This window comes from Clostridioides sp. GD02367 (genome assembly GCF_045900275.1).
Classification (GTDB): domain Bacteria; phylum Bacillota; class Clostridia; order Peptostreptococcales; family Peptostreptococcaceae; genus Clostridioides; species Clostridioides difficile_A.
This window is the reverse complement of record NZ_JBJODK010000005.1, coordinates 300,741-322,063: the sequence shown is the minus strand read 5'-3', so window position 1 is coordinate 322,063 and position 21,323 is coordinate 300,741. Positions and strand designations below refer to the sequence as shown.

22 protein-coding genes are annotated in these 21,323 nt (G+C 30.2%); 4 read left to right on the top strand and 18 right to left on the bottom strand.

The window, feature by feature from the left end:
- Positions 1-158 precede the first annotated feature (158 nt).
- On the bottom strand, positions 159-647 hold the full coding sequence (locus tag Q3223_RS09615; protein ID WP_054276085.1) for a flavodoxin family protein: 489 nt from the start codon (positions 645-647) through the stop codon (positions 159-161).
- Between the two features lie 135 nt (positions 648-782).
- Positions 783-1,793: a DUF4116 domain-containing protein gene (locus tag Q3223_RS09610; RefSeq protein WP_054269441.1), complete on the bottom strand. Its 1,011-nt coding sequence runs from the start codon at positions 1,791-1,793 to the stop codon at positions 783-785.
- 490 nt (positions 1,794-2,283) lie between these two features.
- On the opposite strand from Q3223_RS09610, the gene Q3223_RS09605 reads away from it, so the two are divergent.
- Positions 2,284-2,631, top strand: a complete 348-nt coding sequence (locus Q3223_RS09605) for a hypothetical protein (RefSeq protein ID WP_223153301.1) — start codon at positions 2,284-2,286, stop codon at positions 2,629-2,631.
- Between the two features lie 160 nt (positions 2,632-2,791).
- On the opposite strand, the gene Q3223_RS09600 is transcribed toward Q3223_RS09605, so the two are convergent.
- The 9 genes from Q3223_RS09600 to nadE form a co-directional block, all read right to left on the bottom strand.
- The gene (locus Q3223_RS09600) at positions 2,792-4,165 is read right to left on the bottom strand and encodes a sigma-54-dependent Fis family transcriptional regulator (RefSeq protein ID WP_054269440.1); all 1,374 of its coding nucleotides are present in this window, start codon (positions 4,163-4,165) and stop codon (positions 2,792-2,794) included.
- Positions 4,166-4,263: 98 nt separating this feature from the next.
- Positions 4,264-5,283 (bottom strand): electron transfer flavoprotein subunit alpha/FixB family protein, encoded by a 1,020-nt coding sequence (locus Q3223_RS09595; RefSeq protein WP_407811901.1) that lies wholly within the window; start codon positions 5,281-5,283, stop codon positions 4,264-4,266.
- Positions 5,284-5,296: 13 nt separating this feature from the next.
- The gene (locus tag Q3223_RS09590) at positions 5,297-6,091 is read right to left on the bottom strand and encodes an electron transfer flavoprotein subunit beta/FixA family protein (RefSeq protein WP_054269438.1); all 795 of its coding nucleotides are present in this window, start codon (positions 6,089-6,091) and stop codon (positions 5,297-5,299) included.
- Between the two features lie 10 nt (positions 6,092-6,101).
- On the bottom strand, positions 6,102-7,244 hold the full coding sequence (acrC, locus tag Q3223_RS09585; protein WP_167640436.1) for an acryloyl-CoA reductase: 1,143 nt from the start codon (positions 7,242-7,244) through the stop codon (positions 6,102-6,104).
- Between the two features lie 18 nt (positions 7,245-7,262).
- The gene (locus Q3223_RS09580; RefSeq protein ID WP_054269436.1) at positions 7,263-8,495 is read right to left on the bottom strand and encodes a CaiB/BaiF CoA-transferase family protein; all 1,233 of its coding nucleotides are present in this window, start codon (positions 8,493-8,495) and stop codon (positions 7,263-7,265) included.
- 137 nt (positions 8,496-8,632) lie between these two features.
- Positions 8,633-9,973, bottom strand: a complete 1,341-nt coding sequence (locus Q3223_RS09575; protein WP_054269435.1) for a GntP family permease — start codon at positions 9,971-9,973, stop codon at positions 8,633-8,635.
- 94 nt (positions 9,974-10,067) lie between these two features.
- The gene (locus Q3223_RS09570; protein WP_407811898.1) at positions 10,068-10,865 is read right to left on the bottom strand and encodes an enoyl-CoA hydratase-related protein; all 798 of its coding nucleotides are present in this window, start codon (positions 10,863-10,865) and stop codon (positions 10,068-10,070) included.
- Positions 10,866-11,350: 485 nt separating this feature from the next.
- On the bottom strand, positions 11,351-12,073 hold the full coding sequence (locus Q3223_RS09565; protein WP_054269433.1) for a YebC/PmpR family DNA-binding transcriptional regulator: 723 nt from the start codon (positions 12,071-12,073) through the stop codon (positions 11,351-11,353).
- Between the two features lie 82 nt (positions 12,074-12,155).
- Positions 12,156-12,911 (bottom strand): NAD(+) synthase, encoded by a 756-nt coding sequence (nadE, locus tag Q3223_RS09560; protein WP_054269432.1) that lies wholly within the window; start codon positions 12,909-12,911, stop codon positions 12,156-12,158.
- 170 nt (positions 12,912-13,081) lie between these two features.
- Here nadE and Q3223_RS09555 point away from each other — a divergent pair, with 170 nt between their 5' ends.
- Both Q3223_RS09555 and Q3223_RS09550 read left to right on the top strand, forming a co-directional pair.
- Positions 13,082-13,477, top strand: coding sequence for a sulfite exporter TauE/SafE family protein (locus Q3223_RS09555; protein ID WP_407811897.1), 396 nt, complete (start codon positions 13,082-13,084; stop codon positions 13,475-13,477).
- Positions 13,477-13,854: a sulfite exporter TauE/SafE family protein gene (locus tag Q3223_RS09550; protein WP_054269430.1), complete on the top strand. Its 378-nt coding sequence runs from the start codon at positions 13,477-13,479 to the stop codon at positions 13,852-13,854. Before Q3223_RS09555 ends, Q3223_RS09550 begins: the two co-directional genes overlap by 1 nt.
- A gap of 97 nt (positions 13,855-13,951) precedes the next feature.
- Here the strand turns inward: Q3223_RS09550 and Q3223_RS09545 are convergent, their stop codons facing one another.
- The 4 genes from Q3223_RS09545 to hflX all read right to left on the bottom strand — a co-directional run bounded on the left by Q3223_RS09545 (position 13,952) and on the right by hflX (position 17,402).
- Positions 13,952-14,596: a YigZ family protein gene (locus Q3223_RS09545; RefSeq protein WP_074179197.1), complete on the bottom strand. Its 645-nt coding sequence runs from the start codon at positions 14,594-14,596 to the stop codon at positions 13,952-13,954.
- A gap of 308 nt (positions 14,597-14,904) precedes the next feature.
- The gene (locus Q3223_RS09540; protein ID WP_003437525.1) at positions 14,905-15,348 is read right to left on the bottom strand and encodes an NUDIX domain-containing protein; all 444 of its coding nucleotides are present in this window, start codon (positions 15,346-15,348) and stop codon (positions 14,905-14,907) included.
- A gap of 85 nt (positions 15,349-15,433) precedes the next feature.
- Positions 15,434-16,111, bottom strand: coding sequence for a HEAT repeat domain-containing protein (locus Q3223_RS09535; RefSeq protein ID WP_054276079.1), 678 nt, complete (start codon positions 16,109-16,111; stop codon positions 15,434-15,436).
- A gap of 7 nt (positions 16,112-16,118) precedes the next feature.
- On the bottom strand, positions 16,119-17,402 hold the full coding sequence (hflX, locus tag Q3223_RS09530; RefSeq protein WP_054276078.1) for a GTPase HflX: 1,284 nt from the start codon (positions 17,400-17,402) through the stop codon (positions 16,119-16,121).
- Positions 17,403-17,609: 207 nt separating this feature from the next.
- Here hflX and Q3223_RS09525 point away from each other — a divergent pair, with 207 nt between their 5' ends.
- Complete coding sequence (locus Q3223_RS09525) at positions 17,610-17,870, top strand: cysteine-rich small domain-containing protein (RefSeq protein ID WP_003418451.1); 261 nt, start codon at positions 17,610-17,612, stop codon at positions 17,868-17,870.
- Between the two features lie 91 nt (positions 17,871-17,961).
- Here the strand turns inward: Q3223_RS09525 and Q3223_RS09520 are convergent, their stop codons facing one another.
- The 3 genes from Q3223_RS09520 to Q3223_RS09510 all read right to left on the bottom strand — a co-directional run bounded on the left by Q3223_RS09520 (position 17,962) and on the right by Q3223_RS09510 (position 21,262).
- Positions 17,962-18,603, bottom strand: coding sequence for a TIGR01906 family membrane protein (locus tag Q3223_RS09520; protein ID WP_054269426.1), 642 nt, complete (start codon positions 18,601-18,603; stop codon positions 17,962-17,964).
- Between the two features lie 28 nt (positions 18,604-18,631).
- Positions 18,632-20,182: an ABC-F family ATP-binding cassette domain-containing protein gene (locus Q3223_RS09515; protein ID WP_054269425.1), complete on the bottom strand. Its 1,551-nt coding sequence runs from the start codon at positions 20,180-20,182 to the stop codon at positions 18,632-18,634.
- A gap of 201 nt (positions 20,183-20,383) precedes the next feature.
- Positions 20,384-21,262: an N-acetylmuramoyl-L-alanine amidase gene (locus Q3223_RS09510; RefSeq protein WP_054269424.1), complete on the bottom strand. Its 879-nt coding sequence runs from the start codon at positions 21,260-21,262 to the stop codon at positions 20,384-20,386.
- Positions 21,263-21,323: the final 61 nt, after the last annotated feature.

The window sequence follows — 21,323 nt, the reverse complement described above, 5'->3', positions numbered from 1 at the left end:
AATGTTTAATTTTAATTATTTTAATAATATAATTGATTTATAATTATATCATAATTTATCTTGAGTAATTTTATGGAAAAATTTTTATTTTATAACTTTTACACCAAATCCCCACTAAAAATTTAAATTTATTATAATTCTTACTATGCATATAGAAATTAAGCAAATAGTTCTTTTGCTTTAGTAGCAATTCTTTCGCCAAATATTATGGCCTTCTCATTTTGTACTTCTGGTCCTTCAACTGAATGTACATGTCCCAAATGTATGAATGGTTTCCCTAAAGAGCCTCCTCCAGAGTACACAAGCATACCTTTTACCATCAAGTGACCTACTATAGTAAGTATCGCAACATCTGGACCTCCACATACATAGTCACATGTAGCAAAAACTGCCCCCAATTTTCCAGCTAAGTTGACTTTTCTTGAATCTTCATCAAACCATTTTTTTACTTCCCAAGTTGTATTTGCTAAATAAGTTGGTGTTCCAAATATCACTGCCTTACTTTCACTTAAATAATCTGAGTCAATATTGTCAAATCTCATGAGTTTAACTTCTACACCATCTACTTTTTTAGCTCCATCTTCTATCATCTTAGCTACCTTTTCTGTGTTTCCACTTCTTGTTTGATATAATATGGTAATCTTCAACTTTAATTCCCCCTTATTCAATAAAAATAATTTATTATATGTCAAATTATAGCACTAATTTTACTATACTACAAAGAACTAGTTGATTATTTTTTTATTAACTATTCAATTAAAAAAATACCTAAATTTATTGCTTTAAAAGATACCTAAACTCACTTTTAACTTGCTTATTTCAATCTCTACTATGTCTGATATATCTTGAAATGACATTCCTCTATCGTAAAGTTTTCCTGCAATTTTGATTTTTGCATTTTCTTCTCCCTTTTTAATCAATGCTCTGTTTTCTTTTTCTATTACATTTCTAACATAGCGTTTTGCAAATGGCTCATTATTATCACATAAAACTTTATATTTTTCTTTATTTTCTTTTACAAAACTAAGTGCTCTTTTATCTTGTTTTATAGCTTCTGTACAAATTTCTTCCGTTTGCTCTTTTACAAATTTTAATGCCATTCCGTATTGTCTCACTGCCTTTAAACATATACCAATAGTTTGTTCCTTTACAAATTCTAGCGCCATTCCATTTTGTCTTACTGCTCTTAAACAGATTGTTTCTGTTTGCTCTTTTACAAATTTCAAATCAAGCCCATTCTGTCTCACTGCTTCCATACATATTTCTTCTGTTTGATTTTCTACCCATTTTAGATTGTAACTGCAATGCTTAACTGCTTCCATACATATTTTTTCTGTTTGTTTTTTTACCCTAGCTAACCCAAATTCACTATTTCTTACTGCTTCTATACATATTTCTTCTGTTTGTTCTTTTACATATTCCAATGCAGCACCATTTTTTTCAACAGCCCTTAAGCACAATTCCTCTGTTTGGTTTTCTATGTATTTTAATGCTGTTCCATCTTGATTGATGGCTAACATACAAATTTCTTCTGTTGGTTCTTCCACAAATTCTAACATTCTCCAATCTTGTTTAACTGCTTCTAAACATATTTTTTCTGTTTGATTCTGAACACATTTTATTGCATTACAATTTTGTCTAACAGCCTCTAAACATATCTCTTCTGTTTGATTTTTTATGTATATTAAATTCAATCCATTTTTTCTTACTATTTCTAAATATTCATCTTCTGTCTTATTATCAAAATCATCATTATCTATTGATTCAAATATATCATTTTTATTTTCTTGCATATCCCAAACTCACCCCTTATAAATTTTATAAAATTCAATAAATTTACTCTTATTTTTATTCTATCAAAGAATATAAAAATTTTTGAGTCTTGTTTTTTTTTACACAATCATTTGTATGTTAAAAAATAAATTAATTACCTTAATTCCAGTATACAATACCCAAAATATGTGGTATATTTTAACTATAATATATTTTTATATATTATTGTCAGAATATTTAAAGTTAAATTTATATAGAATATTTTTATTTATATATCACTTATGTTTGGATATATTTTTCTTTTTTCTTTTTTAGTTTTCGGGTTAGTAAGGGGTTAGTAATTTAGGTTTTCATAGGATATTATTTTTACAATTAGTTTTATTTTATCTAATTTATATATCTTATCATTAATAAAACTAAATATGATTTAAATAATTCCTTGAGATAAATTTAATAAAACTTAGAATCCTTGTCTAAGCTTAAAACACTAAAATTATTGGGAGGATATAAATGATGGACCAAATTAAACGCTTACAGGAATTGCAACAAAAATCATACTTGACTAAAGAAGAATTTGAGGAATTAAAAAACAGCACATATATTGAAAAATTTGAATTAAGAGATGAATGTGATAACTCTTACATTTATACATTTTATACTAATGACAAATGTAATGATATAAAATTTATAAAGTCACAATTTATTGTTACACTTATAAAAATCGGTTTCTTATGTGAGTGTGGCGGTGTATTTAGACAAAAGAAAATAGTTGATGAATATGATTACGGATATAATGCTATATATAAATGTGATTCTTGTGGAAAAGAACTTGATAAAGAAGTAGAAAATTATGATTAAATAACAACCTATTCAAAACAGCTTTTGTAAAGACTAGATAAAATTCACTTTGAATTTGGACTATAACCCTCTTAGAAGACAGTTAAAATATGTAAATCTGTCTAAAACTAGGAGGGTTTTGTTATGCCCAAAACAATTAAATCATATTTAAATGCTGAAATTACTTTAATTCAATTTCGTACTTTTTTATTTTCTTATATAAAAGACTTTTATGTATTCCCATAACTTCTGCTGCCTTGGAACATTTCCAATTATACTTCGTTAACACATCAATAATTAAACTCTTCTCATAATTTTCCACCATTTCATGAATTGAGCAATTACTGTCCACATTACATTGAGCCACTCTACTGATATTATCCATTTTAGATGGAAGGTCACACATCATAATGACCATATCATCACTTACAGCATAAGCACTTTTTATTACATTCTGTAGTTCTCTTATATTTCCTGGCCAAATATAGTTAATAAAACAATTTTTAACCTTATCACTTAAAACCTTCAATTCCTTATATTCAGAATTTAATTTGTTTAATATATAATTTGCTAACAACAAAATATCATCTTGTCTGTCCTTTAATTCCAGCATATGAATATTTATTACATTTAACCTATAGTATAAATCTTCTCTAAATAATCCCTCTTCAACCATTTTACTTAAATTCTTTCTTGTAGCGGAGATTACTCTTACATCTATCTTTATCGTTTTAAGACCTCCAACTGGTTCTATCTCATTTTCCTGAAGAACTCTTAAAAGTTTTGCTTGCATCGTTAAAGGCATATCACCTATTTCATCTAAGAAGATGGTGCCATTGTTTGCAACTAAAAACTTCCCTTTTTTGCCTCCCTTTTTTGCTCCTGTAAAAGCTCCTTCGTCATATCCAAATAGCTCCGATTCTAATAGTTCTTCTGGTATTGCAGCACAGTTTATACTAACCATAGGTTTGTCTGCTCTACTGCTATTATTATGAATTGCTCTAGCAAATACTTCTTTACCTGTACCTGTTTCCCCTGTCAAAAGTACTGAGAAGTTCGTTTTAGAAGCTTTCATACCTGTTTTCTTAAGCTCTATGAAATCTTTATTTTCACCTATGAGCTTATCAAAACTACATTTATCCTTAAACTGTTCTTTATAATATTGGAGTTCCATATATTCTGACATTAACTTTTTAGCTACATCAAATGATTGTAATCTAAACTTAACTTGAGCTACACCTGCAACCACTTCTCCACTGTCATTTTCCACATAAGATCTACTTACTATTACACTTTTTTCTTTTGTTTCTCCACCTGAGTAATGGTGTATAGCTCCTTCTTCACAATATTTATCTCTCATAACATCTAACATTTTTGTATTTGGTATAATAATTTGTATATTATGTCCTATTATATCTTCTTTTGCTTTCCCTAAGAAATCACAATATTTATCATTAATATCTATGATTACTCCATCTTTATCTACAACAATAAAACCATCATCAGTCATGGATAATACTCTTGCAAATATATCCTTATACCAGTGCTCTTTCATTGTTTCATCCCTCCACTATAACCTTCAGCAAAAATAATAAGTCTTACAATACAATATTATAAGACTTACCATTCTATATATTCAATGTTTTCTAAAAGTTACCTGTTTAATGACTCTATCATTTCAGGTAGGATTTCATATAAATCCCCTACAATTCCATAGTCACATATATTGAAAATAGGTGCTTTTGAATCTTTATTTATAGCAACTATATACTTAGAATCACTCATACCTGCTAAATGCTGTATTGCTCCAGATATACCACATGCAATATATAACTCTGGTCTAACAGTAGTTCCTGTTTGTCCAACTTGATGGGAATGCTCTATCCACCCTGAATCTACTGCGGCTCTTGAAGCACCAATCTCTGCCCCTAATTTATCAGCCAATTCCTTTATTAATTCAAATCCTTCTGCCCTCTTTAATCCTCTTCCTGCAGAAACTATTATTCTAGCATCAGTTAGATTTATAGATTTCTTTTCTTGTGGAAGCATTTCTACTAATCTAGTTCTAATCATTTTTTCAGTAAGTCCTGGATTAACAACCTCTAAAACTCCATTCTCTGATTCAGTTCTTATAGCTTTTGCCATAACTCCTGGACGAACAGTTGACATCTGTGGTCTATTTTTAGGACAAACGATAGTAGCCATTAAATTTCCACCAAAGGCTGGTCTCGTTTGTAATAATTTATTGTCTGTTAAATCTATTTCAAGTTTTGTACAGTCAGCAGTTAGACCTGTTCCAATTTTACCTGCAATTCTAGGTGCAATATCTCTTCCTATAGAAGTAGCTCCAACTAATACCACCTCTGGCTTTTTCACTTCAATTAAATCTGCAATTGAAATTGCATATCCATCAGTTGTGAAATCTTTAAGAAGAGGGTCATTGATATAATATACTTTATCGACACTATAGTAAAGTAATTCCTTCACTTCTTTATCTACTTCATATCCAGCTATTACAACTGAAAGCTCTTTTCCTAATTGGTCAGCAAGCTTTCTTCCCTCACCAATAAGTTCTATAGTAACTGGATTAATTTTTCCTTCCCTTTGCTCTCCTATTACCCAAACTCCATTATAGTCATTTAAATTTATACTTTGATTAACTTTTGCTCTCATCATCTTAACACTCCTATACTAGTTTCAAATCGAATAGTATTTCTATTAACTTTTCAGCTTTTTCTTTCTTATTTATACCTTCGATTATTTCATTATGTTTGTCTTTAACTGGTACAAACGACTTGTAAACATTTGTAGGTGAACCCTTTAATCCAATTTGAGTTGTATCAACATCTAAGTCTGAAAGTGTTAACACAGTAATTTTTGCATCTCCATTATTGTAAGCTTCTAAGATTCCTTTAACACTTGGATATCTTGGATTATTTAACTCTTTTATAGCAGTTAATAAAACTGGCATCTTTGCTTCTATTAAGTAATCTCCAGTTTCTGTATAACGAGTTACTAGTAGTTTATCACCTTGAACCTTTACTTCTTTTGCATAGGTAACCTGTGGAACTCCCAAAAATTCTGCAACCTCTGGTCCAACCTGAGCTGTATCTCCATCTATAGCTTGTCTTCCACAGAATATTACATCATACTTTCCGACCTTCTCTATAGCAGCAGCAATAATTGTAGATGTAGCCCAAGTATCTGAGCCACCAAAAGCTCTATCTGAAATTAAATATGCCTCATCAGCACCCATCGCCAAAGCTTCTTTTAAAGCGTTTTTAGCTTGAGGAGGTCCCATGCTTATAACCTTAATCACTGCTCCCAGTTCATCTTTTATTTTTAAAGCTTCTTCTAAAGCATTTCTATCATCTGGATTGATTATACTTGGTACACCATCTCTTATTAGGGTACCTGTCTCTTTATTTATTTTAACTTCGTTAGTGTCTGGAACTTGCTTTAAGCAAACAACTATATTCATAATCTTCCTCCTATCCTAGTACTGCTCTTGAAATAACAACCTTGTGTATTTCTGAAGTACCTTCATAAATTTCTGTTATCTTAGCATCTCTGTACATTCTCTCTAATGGATAATCTTTCATATATCCATATCCTCCATGGATTTGGAGAGCTAGATTTGTAACTTCTCTTGCAGTACGTGATGCATTGTATTTTGCCATGGCAGCTTCTTTAGTGTGTTTTTCGCCTCTAGCTTTCAAGTCCGCAGCATAATATACTAACAATTTTGCTGATTCCACCATAGTAGCCATATCTGCAATATACCATTGAATGCCTTGCAAAGCTGAAATTGGCTTGCCAAATTGAACTCTTTCTTTAGAATATTTGATACTTTCTTCTAAAGCCCCTTCAGCAATTCCTACAGCTTGAGCTCCAACTCCAATTCTTGCACCATCTAGACAAGTCATAGCTATGTTGAAGCCTTTTCCTTCTTTTCCTAATAGGTTACACTTTGGAACTCTACAGTTATCAAATATTAATTCTGCAGTTTCTGAACCATGTATACCCATTTTTTCTTCAATTTTTCCTATTGAGAAACCTGGAGTACCTTTGTCAACTATAATAGCAGACATTCCCTTTATTCCCTTTGATGGTTCTGTCAATGCAAATATTATTAATGATTCTGCTTGACCTCCACCAGAAATAAAACACTTAGTTCCATTTAAAACATATTCATCAGTTGTTTCATCAATAATTGCAGTTGTTGTAGCTCTTGCAGCATCTGAACCAGCATTAGGCTCAGTTAAAGCAAAAGCTCCTACACACCCACCTTCAGCCATCATTGGAAGATATTTCTTCTTTTGTTCCTCAGTACCAAATTTCAAAATAGCTTGAGCATATATTGTGTGTATTGATAGTATTGCTGCAGATGCTGCACATTTTTTGGCAACCTCATTAACAACAATTACCTTTTCTATATCTGCTCCACCAGAGCCTCCATATTCAACAGGTGTCCCAATACCATTAAATCCTATCTTAGCCATTTTGCTAAAAAGTTCTCTTGGGAAAATACCAGTTTTATCTGTTTCTGCAGCTATTGGTGCTATTTCATTCTCTGCAAATTCTCTTGCTACTCTTTGAAGCATTACTTGGGCTTCTGTTAATCTAAAATCCATAAAATTTCCTCCTATTTATTAACATAGTTCACATGTTTCTTTATTCATTGCTACAATTCCAGATTCAATTAGAGCTTCTATATCAGAATCACTGTATCCAAGTTCTCTCAATATCTCATCTGAATGTTCTCCTATAAGTGGAGCATCACAAGTCATATTAACTTCAATATTTCCAAACTTAACTGGAGTGGATGCAAGCATTGTCTTATTTCCATTTTTACTTGTATGTTCATATATATAGTTATTAGCAATAGCCTGTTCATCAGTTACTACATCATTAACATGCTGAATTCTTTCATGGGCTATATCCGCAGTAGTAAGCTTTTCAACCATCTCATTTTGAGTAAATTTTGCAAACTCACCATCTAAAATATTAATAAGCTCTGTAGCATTTTTCTTACTTTCTACTGAAGATGCAAATCTCTCTTCTTTTATCAAATCTTCTCTTCCAAATAATCTGCAAAGTGCCTCAAAATATCTTTCATGTTCTAGGATACTTAAGAATATCCACTTTCCATCCTTACAACGATAAGAATTTATTACTGGAGAAATGGCATTCTTTCTAGTTTTTGGATACTCATCACTAAACTGTGTAGATGCCAATAAAGATGATGCATTCCATATTGCTTGTCCAAACAAAGATGCCATTACCTTTTGACCTTTTCCAGTCTTAGCTTGTTGGTATAAAGCTGCACATATACCTCCAGATAAGCTACAAGAAGTTGTTGCATCTCCAAAGGCTATAGGTGGGTTTATTGGACTTGTATCCTTCTCTGCTATATCAAGCATAGCTCCACTTCTTGCCCAAAAGGCAACTGTATCAAATCCTGCATTGTCCTTAGCAGGTCCAAAATCACCAAAACCATTTATTTGTCCCCAGATAAGATGTGGGTGTTTTTTACTTAATGATTCATAGTCAAGACCTAGCCTTTTTAATGCTCCTGTTCTATAGCTTGAAACAAACACGTTTGCTTCACTTAAAAGCTTATCCATAATTTCAATTCCAGCTTCACTCTTAAGATTTATAGACAAACCTCTTTTATTTGAATTATATGTACTGTAAAAAGGATTATTATAATCATCTATTGGCATTGTCATTGTTGCCCCTGTCTTTCTTCCGGGGTCTCCAAAGCTTGGCTCTACTTTAATTACATCAGCACCCCAGTCAGCTAATATTTTAGAAGTTCCTGGACCTGCTACAAAATATGTTAAGTCAATTACCTTAACACCTTCTAATGGTTTATTTAACACTTTCAATTCCTCCTTATACTGTAGATTTGGTATTTTAAATATTTTATTTATAGTATTAAATCATAAAATTTATTGTACATATTTTGAAAATTAGTTTTACAATATCAAAATATAATGTATATTTTTCATCTTTTCTTTTATGGTAATCCTGGGAACATCGTAAACATAAGAACTGCTACTACGGTTCCAATAATTGGGGTCAAAACAGTCACCCAGAATATTGGCATATAAGCATCTTTATGTGATTCTTTACATAGACCATTTGTTACAGTAACGATATATCCGTTATGAGGAAGTGAATCCAATGCTGCTGATGAAATTGCCATAGTTCTAGTTAATGCCGCTGCAGAAACACCCTTAGCTAAAAATACTGGTCCAAGAAGTGGAGCTGCGATTCCAAGTCCACCTGAAGCTGACCCACATATACCTGCAATAACTGTAGTTCCAACAGCAGCTCCTGCAATAGGAGGTCCAGGAATATTAGTCATAGCATTAACTATAAAGTCAAAACCAACTGCTGATTTTACAACTGAGCCAAATGCAACTACAGCACAAGTATTACATATTGCTACTACTGTAGTTTTACATGCATCACCAACATGTCCAACTATTTTGGAATTATCTTGATATTTATTTAACAATAAATACACTAATAACGCTCCAATAAACACTCCTACCTCAATTGGTACTATTGCTTGTCCATTAATTTTTACATTAATTATTAATATTGATACTATTAATGGAATTAACGCAATTAGACCATTAGGACCATTTCCTCTCTTCGAATTAGTTGCTGCTACTTCATCAAATATATCTGATTCATGTGCTATAAAATGCCCACCATTGGCTTTTTCTTTTGAAACCATTCTATATAAAATGATGCTTCCAACAACAAACATTACTGCACATGATATAAATCCATTTACTGCACCAGCCATAATGTCTGTCCCTAATGTTGAAGCTGGGACAATATTATGAATCTGTGGTGCTCCTGGTGCAACCATTGCAAAAGTTGAACATCCAAAAGTCAAGGCTGCTGGTATAAATCGACGTGGCAAATCAGCTTCTTTAAAGATTTCCAAAGCTATCGGAAACACTGCAAAACTTACAACGAAAACACTTACTCCTCCATAGGCTAATATTCCACAAGCTATTGGAATAGAAAGTAATGCTTTATCCTTACCAATCCATCTTACAATCATCTTAGCAATAGATTTCGCTCCACCAGTAATCTCCATTATTTTTCCCATTAAAGTACCTGTTAGGAAAATAAAGAAATTCGCCTGGAGAAATCCAACAAAACCTGCCATATAATCCACCTTGAGTGCATTATATACATTTAGATTTCCTGTTATAGCAACTAGTAGTGAACATACAATTGCTATTATAAAAATATTTACTCCCTTCATAACCATTACAACTAGAAGGGATAGGGCTATAATAATCCCTACTAAACTTATAATTACTCCCGCATTCATAAATTAACTCCTTTTAAAATTAAACTCTGTGTGTTTCTTCACGAAATTTAGATTTTGAATATTTTCTACATTTATTCCAATTTGGTTATAATAGCTACTTATTCTCAAAAACTGGCTTTCTCTTCTCTATAAATGCATCCATACCCTCTTGTTTATCTCTTGTAGCAAAAGTTAAACCTGCAATATCTTTCTCTAGTTCAAGAGCATTTTTTAAATCCATATCTATTCCTTTATTAATAACTACTTTTGCATATCTTATTGCTATTGGTGCTTTTTCAACTATTTGATTCATCATCTTCATTGCCTCTTCTAAAAGCACATCACTTGGAACTACTTTATTAATAAGACCAATAGATTTAGCTTCTTCTGCATTTACTTGCCTTCCTGTAAAAATTAATTCTTTGGCTATCCCAGTTCCAACAAGTCTTGATAATCTTTGAGTTCCACCAAAACACGGAATTACTCCTAAATTAACTTCAGGCTGTCCAAATATAGCCTTTTCTGATGCAATTCTAATGTCACAACTCATAGCAAGTTCACATCCACCACCTAGTGCATATCCATTAACTGCTGCTATTACCGTTTTCTCAAGAGCTTCAATTTTGTCAAAAATCCCTTGTGCATAACCTGCATATCTTCTGCCTTCTTCACTTTTATAGTTTTGCATCTGACGTATGTCAGCTCCAGCTACAAAAACTTTACCTTCTCCAGTAATAATAACTCCTAATATTTCCTCGTTTTCTGATATTACATCAATAACTTGAGATAACTCTCTAAGAGTGTCATTATTAAGAGCATTTAAAGCCTTAGGTCTATTTATAGTAATAACACAGACTTTATCCTTAAGTTCTACCTTAAGATTTTTCAAATTTTCCATTTCAAATCCCATCATATTCCCCCCATTATACATTGTTATTTTTTCTACATTTCTTGTTGATATATATTAGCAAGTTCTACGCCAACTTCTATTAAATTCCATTATTTTTGTTAAAAAATTGTTTTTTTTAATGAAATAAACAAAATATACATAAATTTCACTAAATTTTTAATAGGTTTTGGCTTTAAAACTGATTAAATCATAATTTATTAAAGAATTTTTCTGCAATAAAATCCATAAAATCATATTTTTGTCTCATTTTCGAGAAAATACTAAAAAAATCCAGTCTCACTTTTGAGAATATAGTCTCATTTTTGATACTTTACTACGTATTTGTCTCAATAGTATAGATTTCTTAACGTTGTTATAATATTATTGTTTTATAAAATATATCTTTATAGAACAATTTTTATAAATATAAAAACACCTCTGAACCATATTTACATATTATTATGCAAACATGGTTTAGAGGTGTATACATTTCTAAGATATTAGAACATTTATTCTTCTATTTCCCAGTTATGATATATATCTTGAACATCATCATCTTCTTCAAGCATATCAACTAATTTATTCATCATTTTTAAATGAGCTTCTTCAGTTAATACAGTTGTAGTTTGAGGTATCATCTTTACATCAGCAGATATAAACTCATACCCTTTAGCTTTTAACTCATCGCGTACAACAGAAAAATCTTCTGGTGTAGTTATTATTTCATAACCGTCTTCTTCTGTTATAAAATCCTCAGCTCCTGCTTCTAATGCAATATCCATCAATTCTTCTTCTGAAATTCCATCTCCTGAACCAACTAATATCTGTCCTTTTTTATCAAACATAAAAGACACACATCCACTAGTTCCTAAGTTTCCTCCATTTTTATCGAAGTAATATCTAACATTACCAGCAGTTCTGTTTTTGTTGTCAGTTAAAGTTTCTACTATAACTGCAACTCCACCAGGACCATAACCTTCATAAACTATAGTTTCATAGTCATCACCAGCACCTGCTCCGGCACCTTTAGCGATAGCTCTATCTATATTATCATTTGGCATATTATCTGCCTTAGCTTTTTCTATAGCTGTCTTTAAAGCTGCATTATACTCTGGGTCTGCTCCACCTTCTTTAGCAGCAACTGCTATTGCTCTAGCATGTTTAGTAAATATTTTTGCTCTTTGAGCATCTTGTTTACCTTTTCTATTAATTATATTACCTATACGTCCCATATTTCCACTCCTTAATACGTACAATTAGTTATTCTAATTTTTATCACCTGTAAATTTTATCACAAATCTTTAAAATAGTAAATTAGAACTTAGGAGGTTGTGCAGGCGTTTTTCTCTTATGTTCACTTATTCTATGAAGTCTTTCAATTATCTCTTGGTCTCTTTGAGGAACTTCATCTAATCTACCTTGCAACACAGCATCTATCATATTGTAAGTAGTTCCCATTTCATTTTCATCTGTTTGACCTTCCCAAAGACCTGCAGAAGGAGCTTTATTTATTAAATCTTCATGAACACCAAGTTCTTTTGCCCATTCATACACTTCGCCTTTAGTTAAATTTGCAATTGGTAAAATATCAACTCCACCATCACCAAATTTAGTAAAATATCCTGTGTGTATTTCTGCAGCATTATCTGTACCAACAACTAGATATCCTAGATTGTTAGCAATTGTATAAATAGTACTCATTCTTACTCTTGCTCTTAGATTTGCATCTGTCATTTTTAAATATTCTTCTCTATATAAATGTTTCTCTTTTAAATTTCCTACTACCATGTCTAATATAGCACTTTGTGGTTCTATAAGGTCTAAATCAAGGTATTCTATATCACAACCTTCTATAACCTTAAGTGCATCTTCTCTATCTTGAGGATTACTTTTTATGCTCATTATAACTCCCATAGAGTTTTCTGGAAATGCCTTTTTAATTAAATTAGCAACTACTGCTGAATCAATTCCCCCAGATACACCGACAATTAATCCTTTTGCATTTGCCTCATTAACCTTATTTATAAGCCATTCTACAGTTTTGTCTATTTGTATTTTTATATTTGACATTGTTATCTCCTCTCAAATTTGCTACTTTGTTTTAATATATTATACCATATATTAATATGTTGTTTTAATATGTTTTTTTTTATGCAAAATTACGTAAATATGAAATATTATATTTAATCTTACTTTTATATAAATATAATTTGCCTATTTTGGTAAAACTATTTCAGAAGGTGATTTTTATGAAAAAAACTGATGATTTAAAGAAAAAATATCTTGATTTTAATTTGAAAAATACGATAATTGGAGTTTTTACAGGGTTTATAAATGGAGTTTTTGGGTCTGGAGGAGGTACTCTTTTAGTTCCAATATTAAATGACATCGTTAAGGTAGAAGAACATAAATCTCATGCAACTGCTCTTTCTATAATAATTTTCTTAACGACAGCAAGTTCTGTTTTATATGTATCTAAGGGTACTTACGACGTTAATTTGACAATAAAGGTTGCTGTTGGAAGTATTCTTGGTGGTATCATAGGAGCAAAACTACTAAATAAAGTTACTGGAAAGTTTCTTAGGATTTCTTTTGGAATAATCATGATAATTGCAGCATTAAGGATGGTGTTCTAATGTTATTTGCTTTAATTGGATTTTTTGCAGGGATTATCGGAGGAATGGGAATGGGTGGAGGAACCATACTTATACCTGCACTAGTTTTACTTGCTGGTATAGATACTAAAATAGCTCAAAGTGTAAATTTACTTTCATCTATCCCTATGACACTTATAGCATTGGCTATACATATAAAAAATAAAAATGTAGTTTTTAAATTGGTTATACCCATAGCTGTATTTGGGGTCTTAGGTGCTATATTTGGTTCACTATTAGCTAATTATCTATCTTCAGATATACTAAAGAGAATATTTGGTATATTTCTGCTTCTAGTTGGCTTATTTGAAGTAAAAAAAGGATTCTGTGCAAAATCTAATAAAAAGCCATTAAATTGATTTAGATTAAAACAATTTAATGGCTTTTCATTTTAAGATTTCATTTTAAGATAAAAATTGAATGTTTAATATAATTAATTCTTTTAATATTTTTAGATTACAATAATATTTCTCCATTTTGTTCAGATAAATAAAATTCTTCTCCTAAAACTATTTTTCCTGTTCCATTTGTTATATCAACCATTTTTTCTGATAAATTTTCCACATCTTCTAATTTCGAATATACTATTATCTCAACATTATCTTCATATATTGTATCTTTTATAAAATACCCCAAATTCATTAATTCATTTTGTACTTTTCCAAGTTGAGTATAATCTATTTTAATCTTAACTTCTTGATACATTACCTTATAAATTATCTTTCCTGCTTCTAACCCCAACTTAGCACCTTTTGTATAAGCTCTAACTAGACCACCTGCACCTAATTTTGTTCCACCAAAATACCTAGTAACAACAACTGCTACATCTCTTAAATCTTCTTTTTTTATAACTTCTAATGTAGGTATACCTGCTGTTCCTTGTGGCTCTCCATCATCACTGTATCTTTGTATATTCATATTTTGCCCAACTGTATAAGCCCATACATTATGAGTTGCATCTTTATGCTTTTTCTTTATTTCATTTATAAATTCTAGTGCTTCATCTTCACTCTTTATAGGCTTAGCATATCCAATAAAAACAGACTTTTCAATTGTTATTTCATCAGTTCCAAATTCATGTAATGTCCTGTAATTGCTCATTATAATTCCTCCTATTTTAATCATTTTCTAAGATATACATCAAATATGTATTTATATATAAAATTATTCTACTAAAAAATAGATAGATTTTTATCACTTCTTTAATCAATGTTATAAAACAATTATATAATAAAATTGTATACTTTTTAATTTTTATTTCAAATATAGGTCACTAATTTTAGATATAAATTACTAAAAATTTAGATTTCTAAATTATAATCTAAGCCAACTATCTAATTTATGTTTAAAATATTTTCAATTAAAAAAGGAAGGGGCTAACCCTTCCTCAGAATTCTCTAAATTCACTATTAATTTGCTGGAACATCATCGCCCTCTGAAACTAATTTTTTTAATTCTTTAAACTTTTTATAAGATACTTCTACTAAAGCTTGCTCTTTGTGATGTGACAACATTTCTAAAGCATCTTTTACTTTATAAAATCCACCTTCTTGGAATTCAGGAGCAAGTACACAATCAGTGTTACAAGCTTCCATAACATACCACATTATTGCATTACAAACTTCTTGTTGTCTACTTCTTGAGAAAAATTCATACATAGTATCGCCAGCTACATCTATCATTTTAGCATCTATGCCAGTTTCTACTTTAACTCTTTGAACAGCACTCTCATATGGAAGTCCTCCTCCAAGTATTTTTCCTTTTGGAAGTGTCCATTCACCTCTATCATTTTTTACAATAAGTACTTTATTAGCATAAAAAACTACTCCACCTGCACAACGTCTTACTATCATTTGAAACCCCTCCCATTAATTTATTTATTACCTTGTTAAACTCTAGAAATACATCGTTAAGTAAACAAATTGCTTTAATAAAAAATTACTTTTTCAAATTTTTCGCATCTTCCAATGCTTTAATGGCTTCGTCATAAGCTCTAAGCACATACTCTTTTTCAAAATTCTTATTCTTGTCTTTCAACTGCTGTAAAATCTTTAGACTGTTTTCATCTCCTAATTTTGAAAGAGCTTTTGCACAATACTGCCTAGTTTGTGCATTTTTATCATAGAGACCTTTTTGTAATACTTCTCTACTAATTGGTGATTCAATCTTTCTGATGGCTGAATAAGTTATCCTTCTAATATCTGAGTGTCTGTGGTTTGTGAGCTGATGAAGTAATTTTAAGAATCTATCATCTTTTAGCTCACCTGTCGCCCAGATTAAAACAATTAAATCTTCAGCATTTTTTTCCACAAGGATTCTTTTGAAAACCTTTCTCTTAAAGTATACCATTTTTTCGTCATCTAAGCTATCCATAAAATCAAGTCTCTTGATTTTATCTAATTCTAAAAATTTATCCAAAATATCTTTAGATGCCTCAAAATCCTCTTTTTGCAATTCTTTTATTTTCAATTTTGCTTGTATAAGTTGCTCGCTTGCTTCAGTATTTGAAATATTTCTAATCTTACTAATTTGAGATACTGTTTTAGATTCTTTATAAAGAAGATAGGTTATAAAATAATCTTCGAGATTATCTATGTTTTCCCAATTAATATCCATATTCAACCTATTTTTCTAATATGTACTCTCTATAGATATTAAAATCTTCTTCATCCAAGTTTACATCTAATGCTATACCATTTTCCCCATACTCAAAATTCTCCACATTATATTTATCTTTTATTCTACTAAATATATCACCTCTCTCATAAGGTAACATTAAGCTTACTGAATAAGTATTTTCCATTAAAGCACTTTCTATCAGATTTAATAGCTTATCCATATTTATGCCTTGTTTAGCAGAAATATACACAATATCTTCTTGACTTTTAGGATATATATCCAATTCTAGCTTATCGACCTTATTATATACAAGTATATGTTTTTTATCATTTACACCAAGTTCTTTTAATACACCTTCAGTTGTACTTTTTTGCAATTCATAACTAGTATTTGTTGCATCAATTACATGCAGAATTAAATCTGCATACTGTACTTCTTCCAGTGTTGCTTTAAATGCCTCTACTAAATCATGGGGAAGCTTACTCACAAATCCAACAGTATCTACTACTAAAAATTCTTTCTTATTTGGTAAAAGTGCCTTTCTTAAAGTTACATCTAGAGTTGCAAAAAGCATATCTTTTACAAAAACTTCTTTTTCTTGTTCATAATCCTTGTGTGTCTTTATTAATTCGTTTAATAGGGTAGATTTTCCTGCATTTGTATACCCAACAAGTGCTACAATTGGTATATTTGATTTTAAACGTTTAACTCTCTGTGTCTCTCTATTCTTCTTTACTTCTCTAAGTTCACGTCTTATATCTGCTGCTTTATTAAGTATATGTCTTTTATCTATTTCTAGTTTTTGTTCTCCAGGACCTCTAGTTCCAATCCCTGCACCTGTCCTACTCATCTCACCACCCATTCCATAAAGTCGTGGTAATCTGTATTTTAGTTGAGCTAATTCAACCTGCAATTTACCCTCTTTACTAAGCGCCCTTTGAGCAAATATATCCAGAATCAAGGTAGTTCTATCTATTACTTTTCTTCCAACAACATTCTCTATATTTCTGATTTGAGCACCAGATAATTCATCATTGAAAATTACTAAAGTAGCATCTAGTGAATCACTATATGCTCTTATTTCTTCTACCTTACCTTTTCCTATATAATAAGCTGCATCTATGGAGTGCTTGTTTTGAATTAAGCTACCTACAACTTCTGCACCAGCAGCTTTTGTTAATTCCTTTAATTCTTCCATGGATTCACTAGTGTCTATATCATCACTTTTTTTCACTATTGTCGTCAAATTAAGACCTACAAGAAGTGCTCTCTCTTGAATTTCTTTCACTTAATCACCTCATTTTTTGTTATAAAACATATTATAATTGCAAAATATATTTACATTATTTTTCTGTTGACTAATTATACCATTAATACTATGATTAATAGTACTATATTATCAACTATTAATAAAAATATTTAGTATAATTATATTATCACCAAAATCTTATATAGTTATAAAAGATTTAAATTTTATTTAATTTAGGAGGAAAATATGGGCGAAAATTATAAGTTTTTTAATCACAAAGATTGTGAATTTTTCCCTTGTCATAAAACTAATAAACCAGAAGAATTTAATTGTTTATTTTGCTATTGTCCTTTGTATGCTTTAGGAGAAAATTGTGGTGGAAACTTCAAGTATACAGATAAAGGTATCAAAGATTGCAGTAGTTGCATGCTCCCTCATAAAAAAGATAATTATAATTATATTATGGGGAAATTTCAAGATTTAGTTAAAATTACTAGTAAAAAATAATTTCTCATTAGAAATAGCTATGCACAAATATTTATTAACTACTCTTAGTCTAAATATTATTACATAGCTATTTTTATTGTATAACTTTAGTCTATCTCATTTTTAATTTAGTTGATTTGCATAACTTATATATTACAAAAAGTAATATACTTACTAATAAAATCAACATTAAAATCATCACACCAGCATGAAAAAAGAATTCTTCTGGCAATATATTTATAACTGGGTCTAAATCTGGACTAAATATCCAGTAATCATTTCTAAATAATAATTTATGAAAAATAATAAATGATTTTTCAAAATTCAATAAAACTGGAACTGCCAATAATAATGGCATAATTATAAGCGTTATTGATGTAGTTTTTAAAATTTTTATATTTTTATTTTTTGCATTAAATATAATTCCTATTAAAGATACTATCATTAGTACTTTAGCTAGTTTATTGATGTTTTGAAATATATTTCTCACTTCTTCAAAATGTATCTTTCCCTGTGGAGAAGATTTTAATGTGGGTAACTTAAACTCAGACACATTCTTATTTAGATTATAATCAATCAGATAATCGTAGTTTAATTTTATATCATCCTTAGATAGACCAGATAACTCTGATATATTTAGATAATCAACATCAAAATAATATAGTTGTTTAAACCCAACAGTAAAATTAATAACTCCTACTATTATAACTATACTTATACATATTGAAAAAAGTATATTTAGAAATTTTTTCATGAAATCCCCCCAGTAATAAATTAAAGCACTACACTATTTTAGTTGTAAAATCTTCTATATTCCATACATCATCAACAATGTCTGAATAAAATTCTGGTTCATGACATACCAAAAGAACTGTTCCCTTAAATTCTTTTATGGCTTTCTTCAATTCATCTTTCGCTTCAACATCTAAGTGATTTGTAGGCTCATCTAGTACTAAGAAATTTATATTTTTTAGCATTACTTTACAAAGTCTAACCTTTGCAGCTTCTCCTCCACTTAGTACTCTCATTTGACTAGTTATATGCTCATTTGTAAGTCCACATTTTGCAAGAGCTTGTCTAACTTCAAAGTTTGTAAGTCCTGGGAATTCACTCCAAATTTCATCCATAGGTGTATTACTATTTTCTTTTGAACTCTCTTGTTCAAAATATCCAACTTCTAGATAATCACCTAACTTAACACTTCCTTCAAATGGTTTTATTATTCCAAGTAAAGTCTTTAATAAAGTAGATTTTCCAATACCATTCATTCCTTTTAAAGCTATCTTCTTTCCTCTTTCTAAATGGAAATTAAGTGGCTTTGTCAATGCTTCATCATATCCTAAAATTAAACTTTCTGTTTCAAAAATTATCTTACTTGCTGCTCTAGCATCTTTGAAAGAAAAAGTAGGCTTTATCTTTTCTTTTGGTCTTTCCAATATTTCCATCTTATCAAGTTGCTTTTGTCTACTGTTAGCCATTCCTCTAGTTGCTACTCTAGCCTTATTTCTAGCTACAAAGTCCTCTAATCTTTTTCTTTCTTCAACTTGTTTATCGTAAGCTTGTTCTTCTTGACGTTTCTTTATGTCATTAAGTCTTACAAATTCATCATAGTTTCCTTTATATCTATTTAGTTCTCCATTTTCCATATGGTATATTACGTTACAAGTATTATTTATAAATTCAATATCATGAGAAACTAGGACAAAACTATTTTCATACTCTTGAAGATATCTAGTAAGCCATGTTATATGTTCTTCATCTAAATAGTTTGTAGGCTCATCTAATATAAGAATAGTAGGATTTTCAAGTAGAAGTTTAGTAAGAAGTACTTTCGTTCTCTGTCCTCCACTTAGGTCAGTTACATCTTTGTCAAGACCAATCTCTCCAAGACCAAGACCATTTGCAACCTCTTGTATCTTAGCATCTATCATATAAAAACCACTATTTTCAAGTATAGTTTGTATTTCTGCCGTTTCTTCAAGAAGCTTACTCATCTCATCATCATTAGCTTCTCCCATTTTGTCATACATAGCAATCATTTCTTGCTCTAAATCAAACATATGCTTAAAAGCTTCTCTAAGCACTTCTCTTATTGTTTTACCTTTACTTAGAACTGTATGTTGGTCTAAGTAACCTACTGTGGCTCTTGAAGACCATTTTATATTTCCAGCATCTGGCATAAGCTTTTTTGTTATTATATTTAAAAAACTTGATTTTCCTTCTCCATTAGCGCCAACTAGTGCAATATGTTCACCTTTTCTAAGTCTAAAAGATACATTTTCTAATATTGTTCTAGCACCAAATCCATGACTCACGTTTTCTACTACTAGCATTCTAACACCTCTCAAAAAAATTTTACACATTCTATACTATAATATATTCTTTTTAAACTTAAATCAAGTATTACCAATATTTTTAGTTATATTTACAACAATTTAACCTAGAATAATCTTTATCTTTATATTATGTACAATAAAAAATAGAGATAAAAATTAGGAAAATAATACCAACCCAACTTTTTCTCTATTTATACTCTATTTAAAATACTCATCTAATCCATCTGCAACACATTGCATCATTTTTCTTTGATATTCTGGATTTGACATCATTTGGTCTTCATTGTAGTTACTCATAAATCCCATTTCTACTAATACAGCTGGAACTTTTGACCAGTTGAATCCAGTCAAATCTCCTCTTTGAACGATTCCATTAATTTGTATTCCAGCTTGTTCCATATTTTGTTTAATAAATTCAGCACATTTATTACTATCTTCATATATAGGTGCTGTATATTTTCCATCCTTTTCAGGAATTAATATGGATGCACCAGTTTTTGAAGAATTATTTAAACTATCTGCATGTATTCTTACAACCATATCTGCTTTTTTATCATTAGCAAGTATCGCTCTTTCTGAATTACTTATATTTATATCATGAGTCTCTCTAGTCATTATTACATTATAACCTTTAGATTCTAATATATTTTTTAAAACAAGAGATGCTTCTAAGTTTAAAACATATTCTGGTTTTTTTGTAGCAATACCCTCTGTTCCTGAAGATACTCTCGCTTTTTGAGAGGAAGAACCTGGAGCTACTGGTTCTAAATTGCCATCGCCTTTTCCCTGATGTCCTGGGTCTATACAAATTAAAAACTTTTTATTTTTTTGAGTTTCATTTTTATTATCTGATGATTTATTTTCTGATGACTTTTCCTTATTGCTTTTTGAATTTGATTTGTCTTTATCTTTTGTATTTTCATTTGAGTTTTTATCTTTATCTGCTTTTTCATTTGTAGTAGTTCCTGAACTAATTAAATTTGTAGTCTTGTAAAAATTACTAACAGGATTTGATGTTCCTATAATTATAATTCCCATGGCAATTATACAAGTAACTAACAATCTATATTTTTTCATGTTTTGCTCCTTTCTAATGATAGACAGTTATTATTTATTTTAATTTATATGAATATGTATC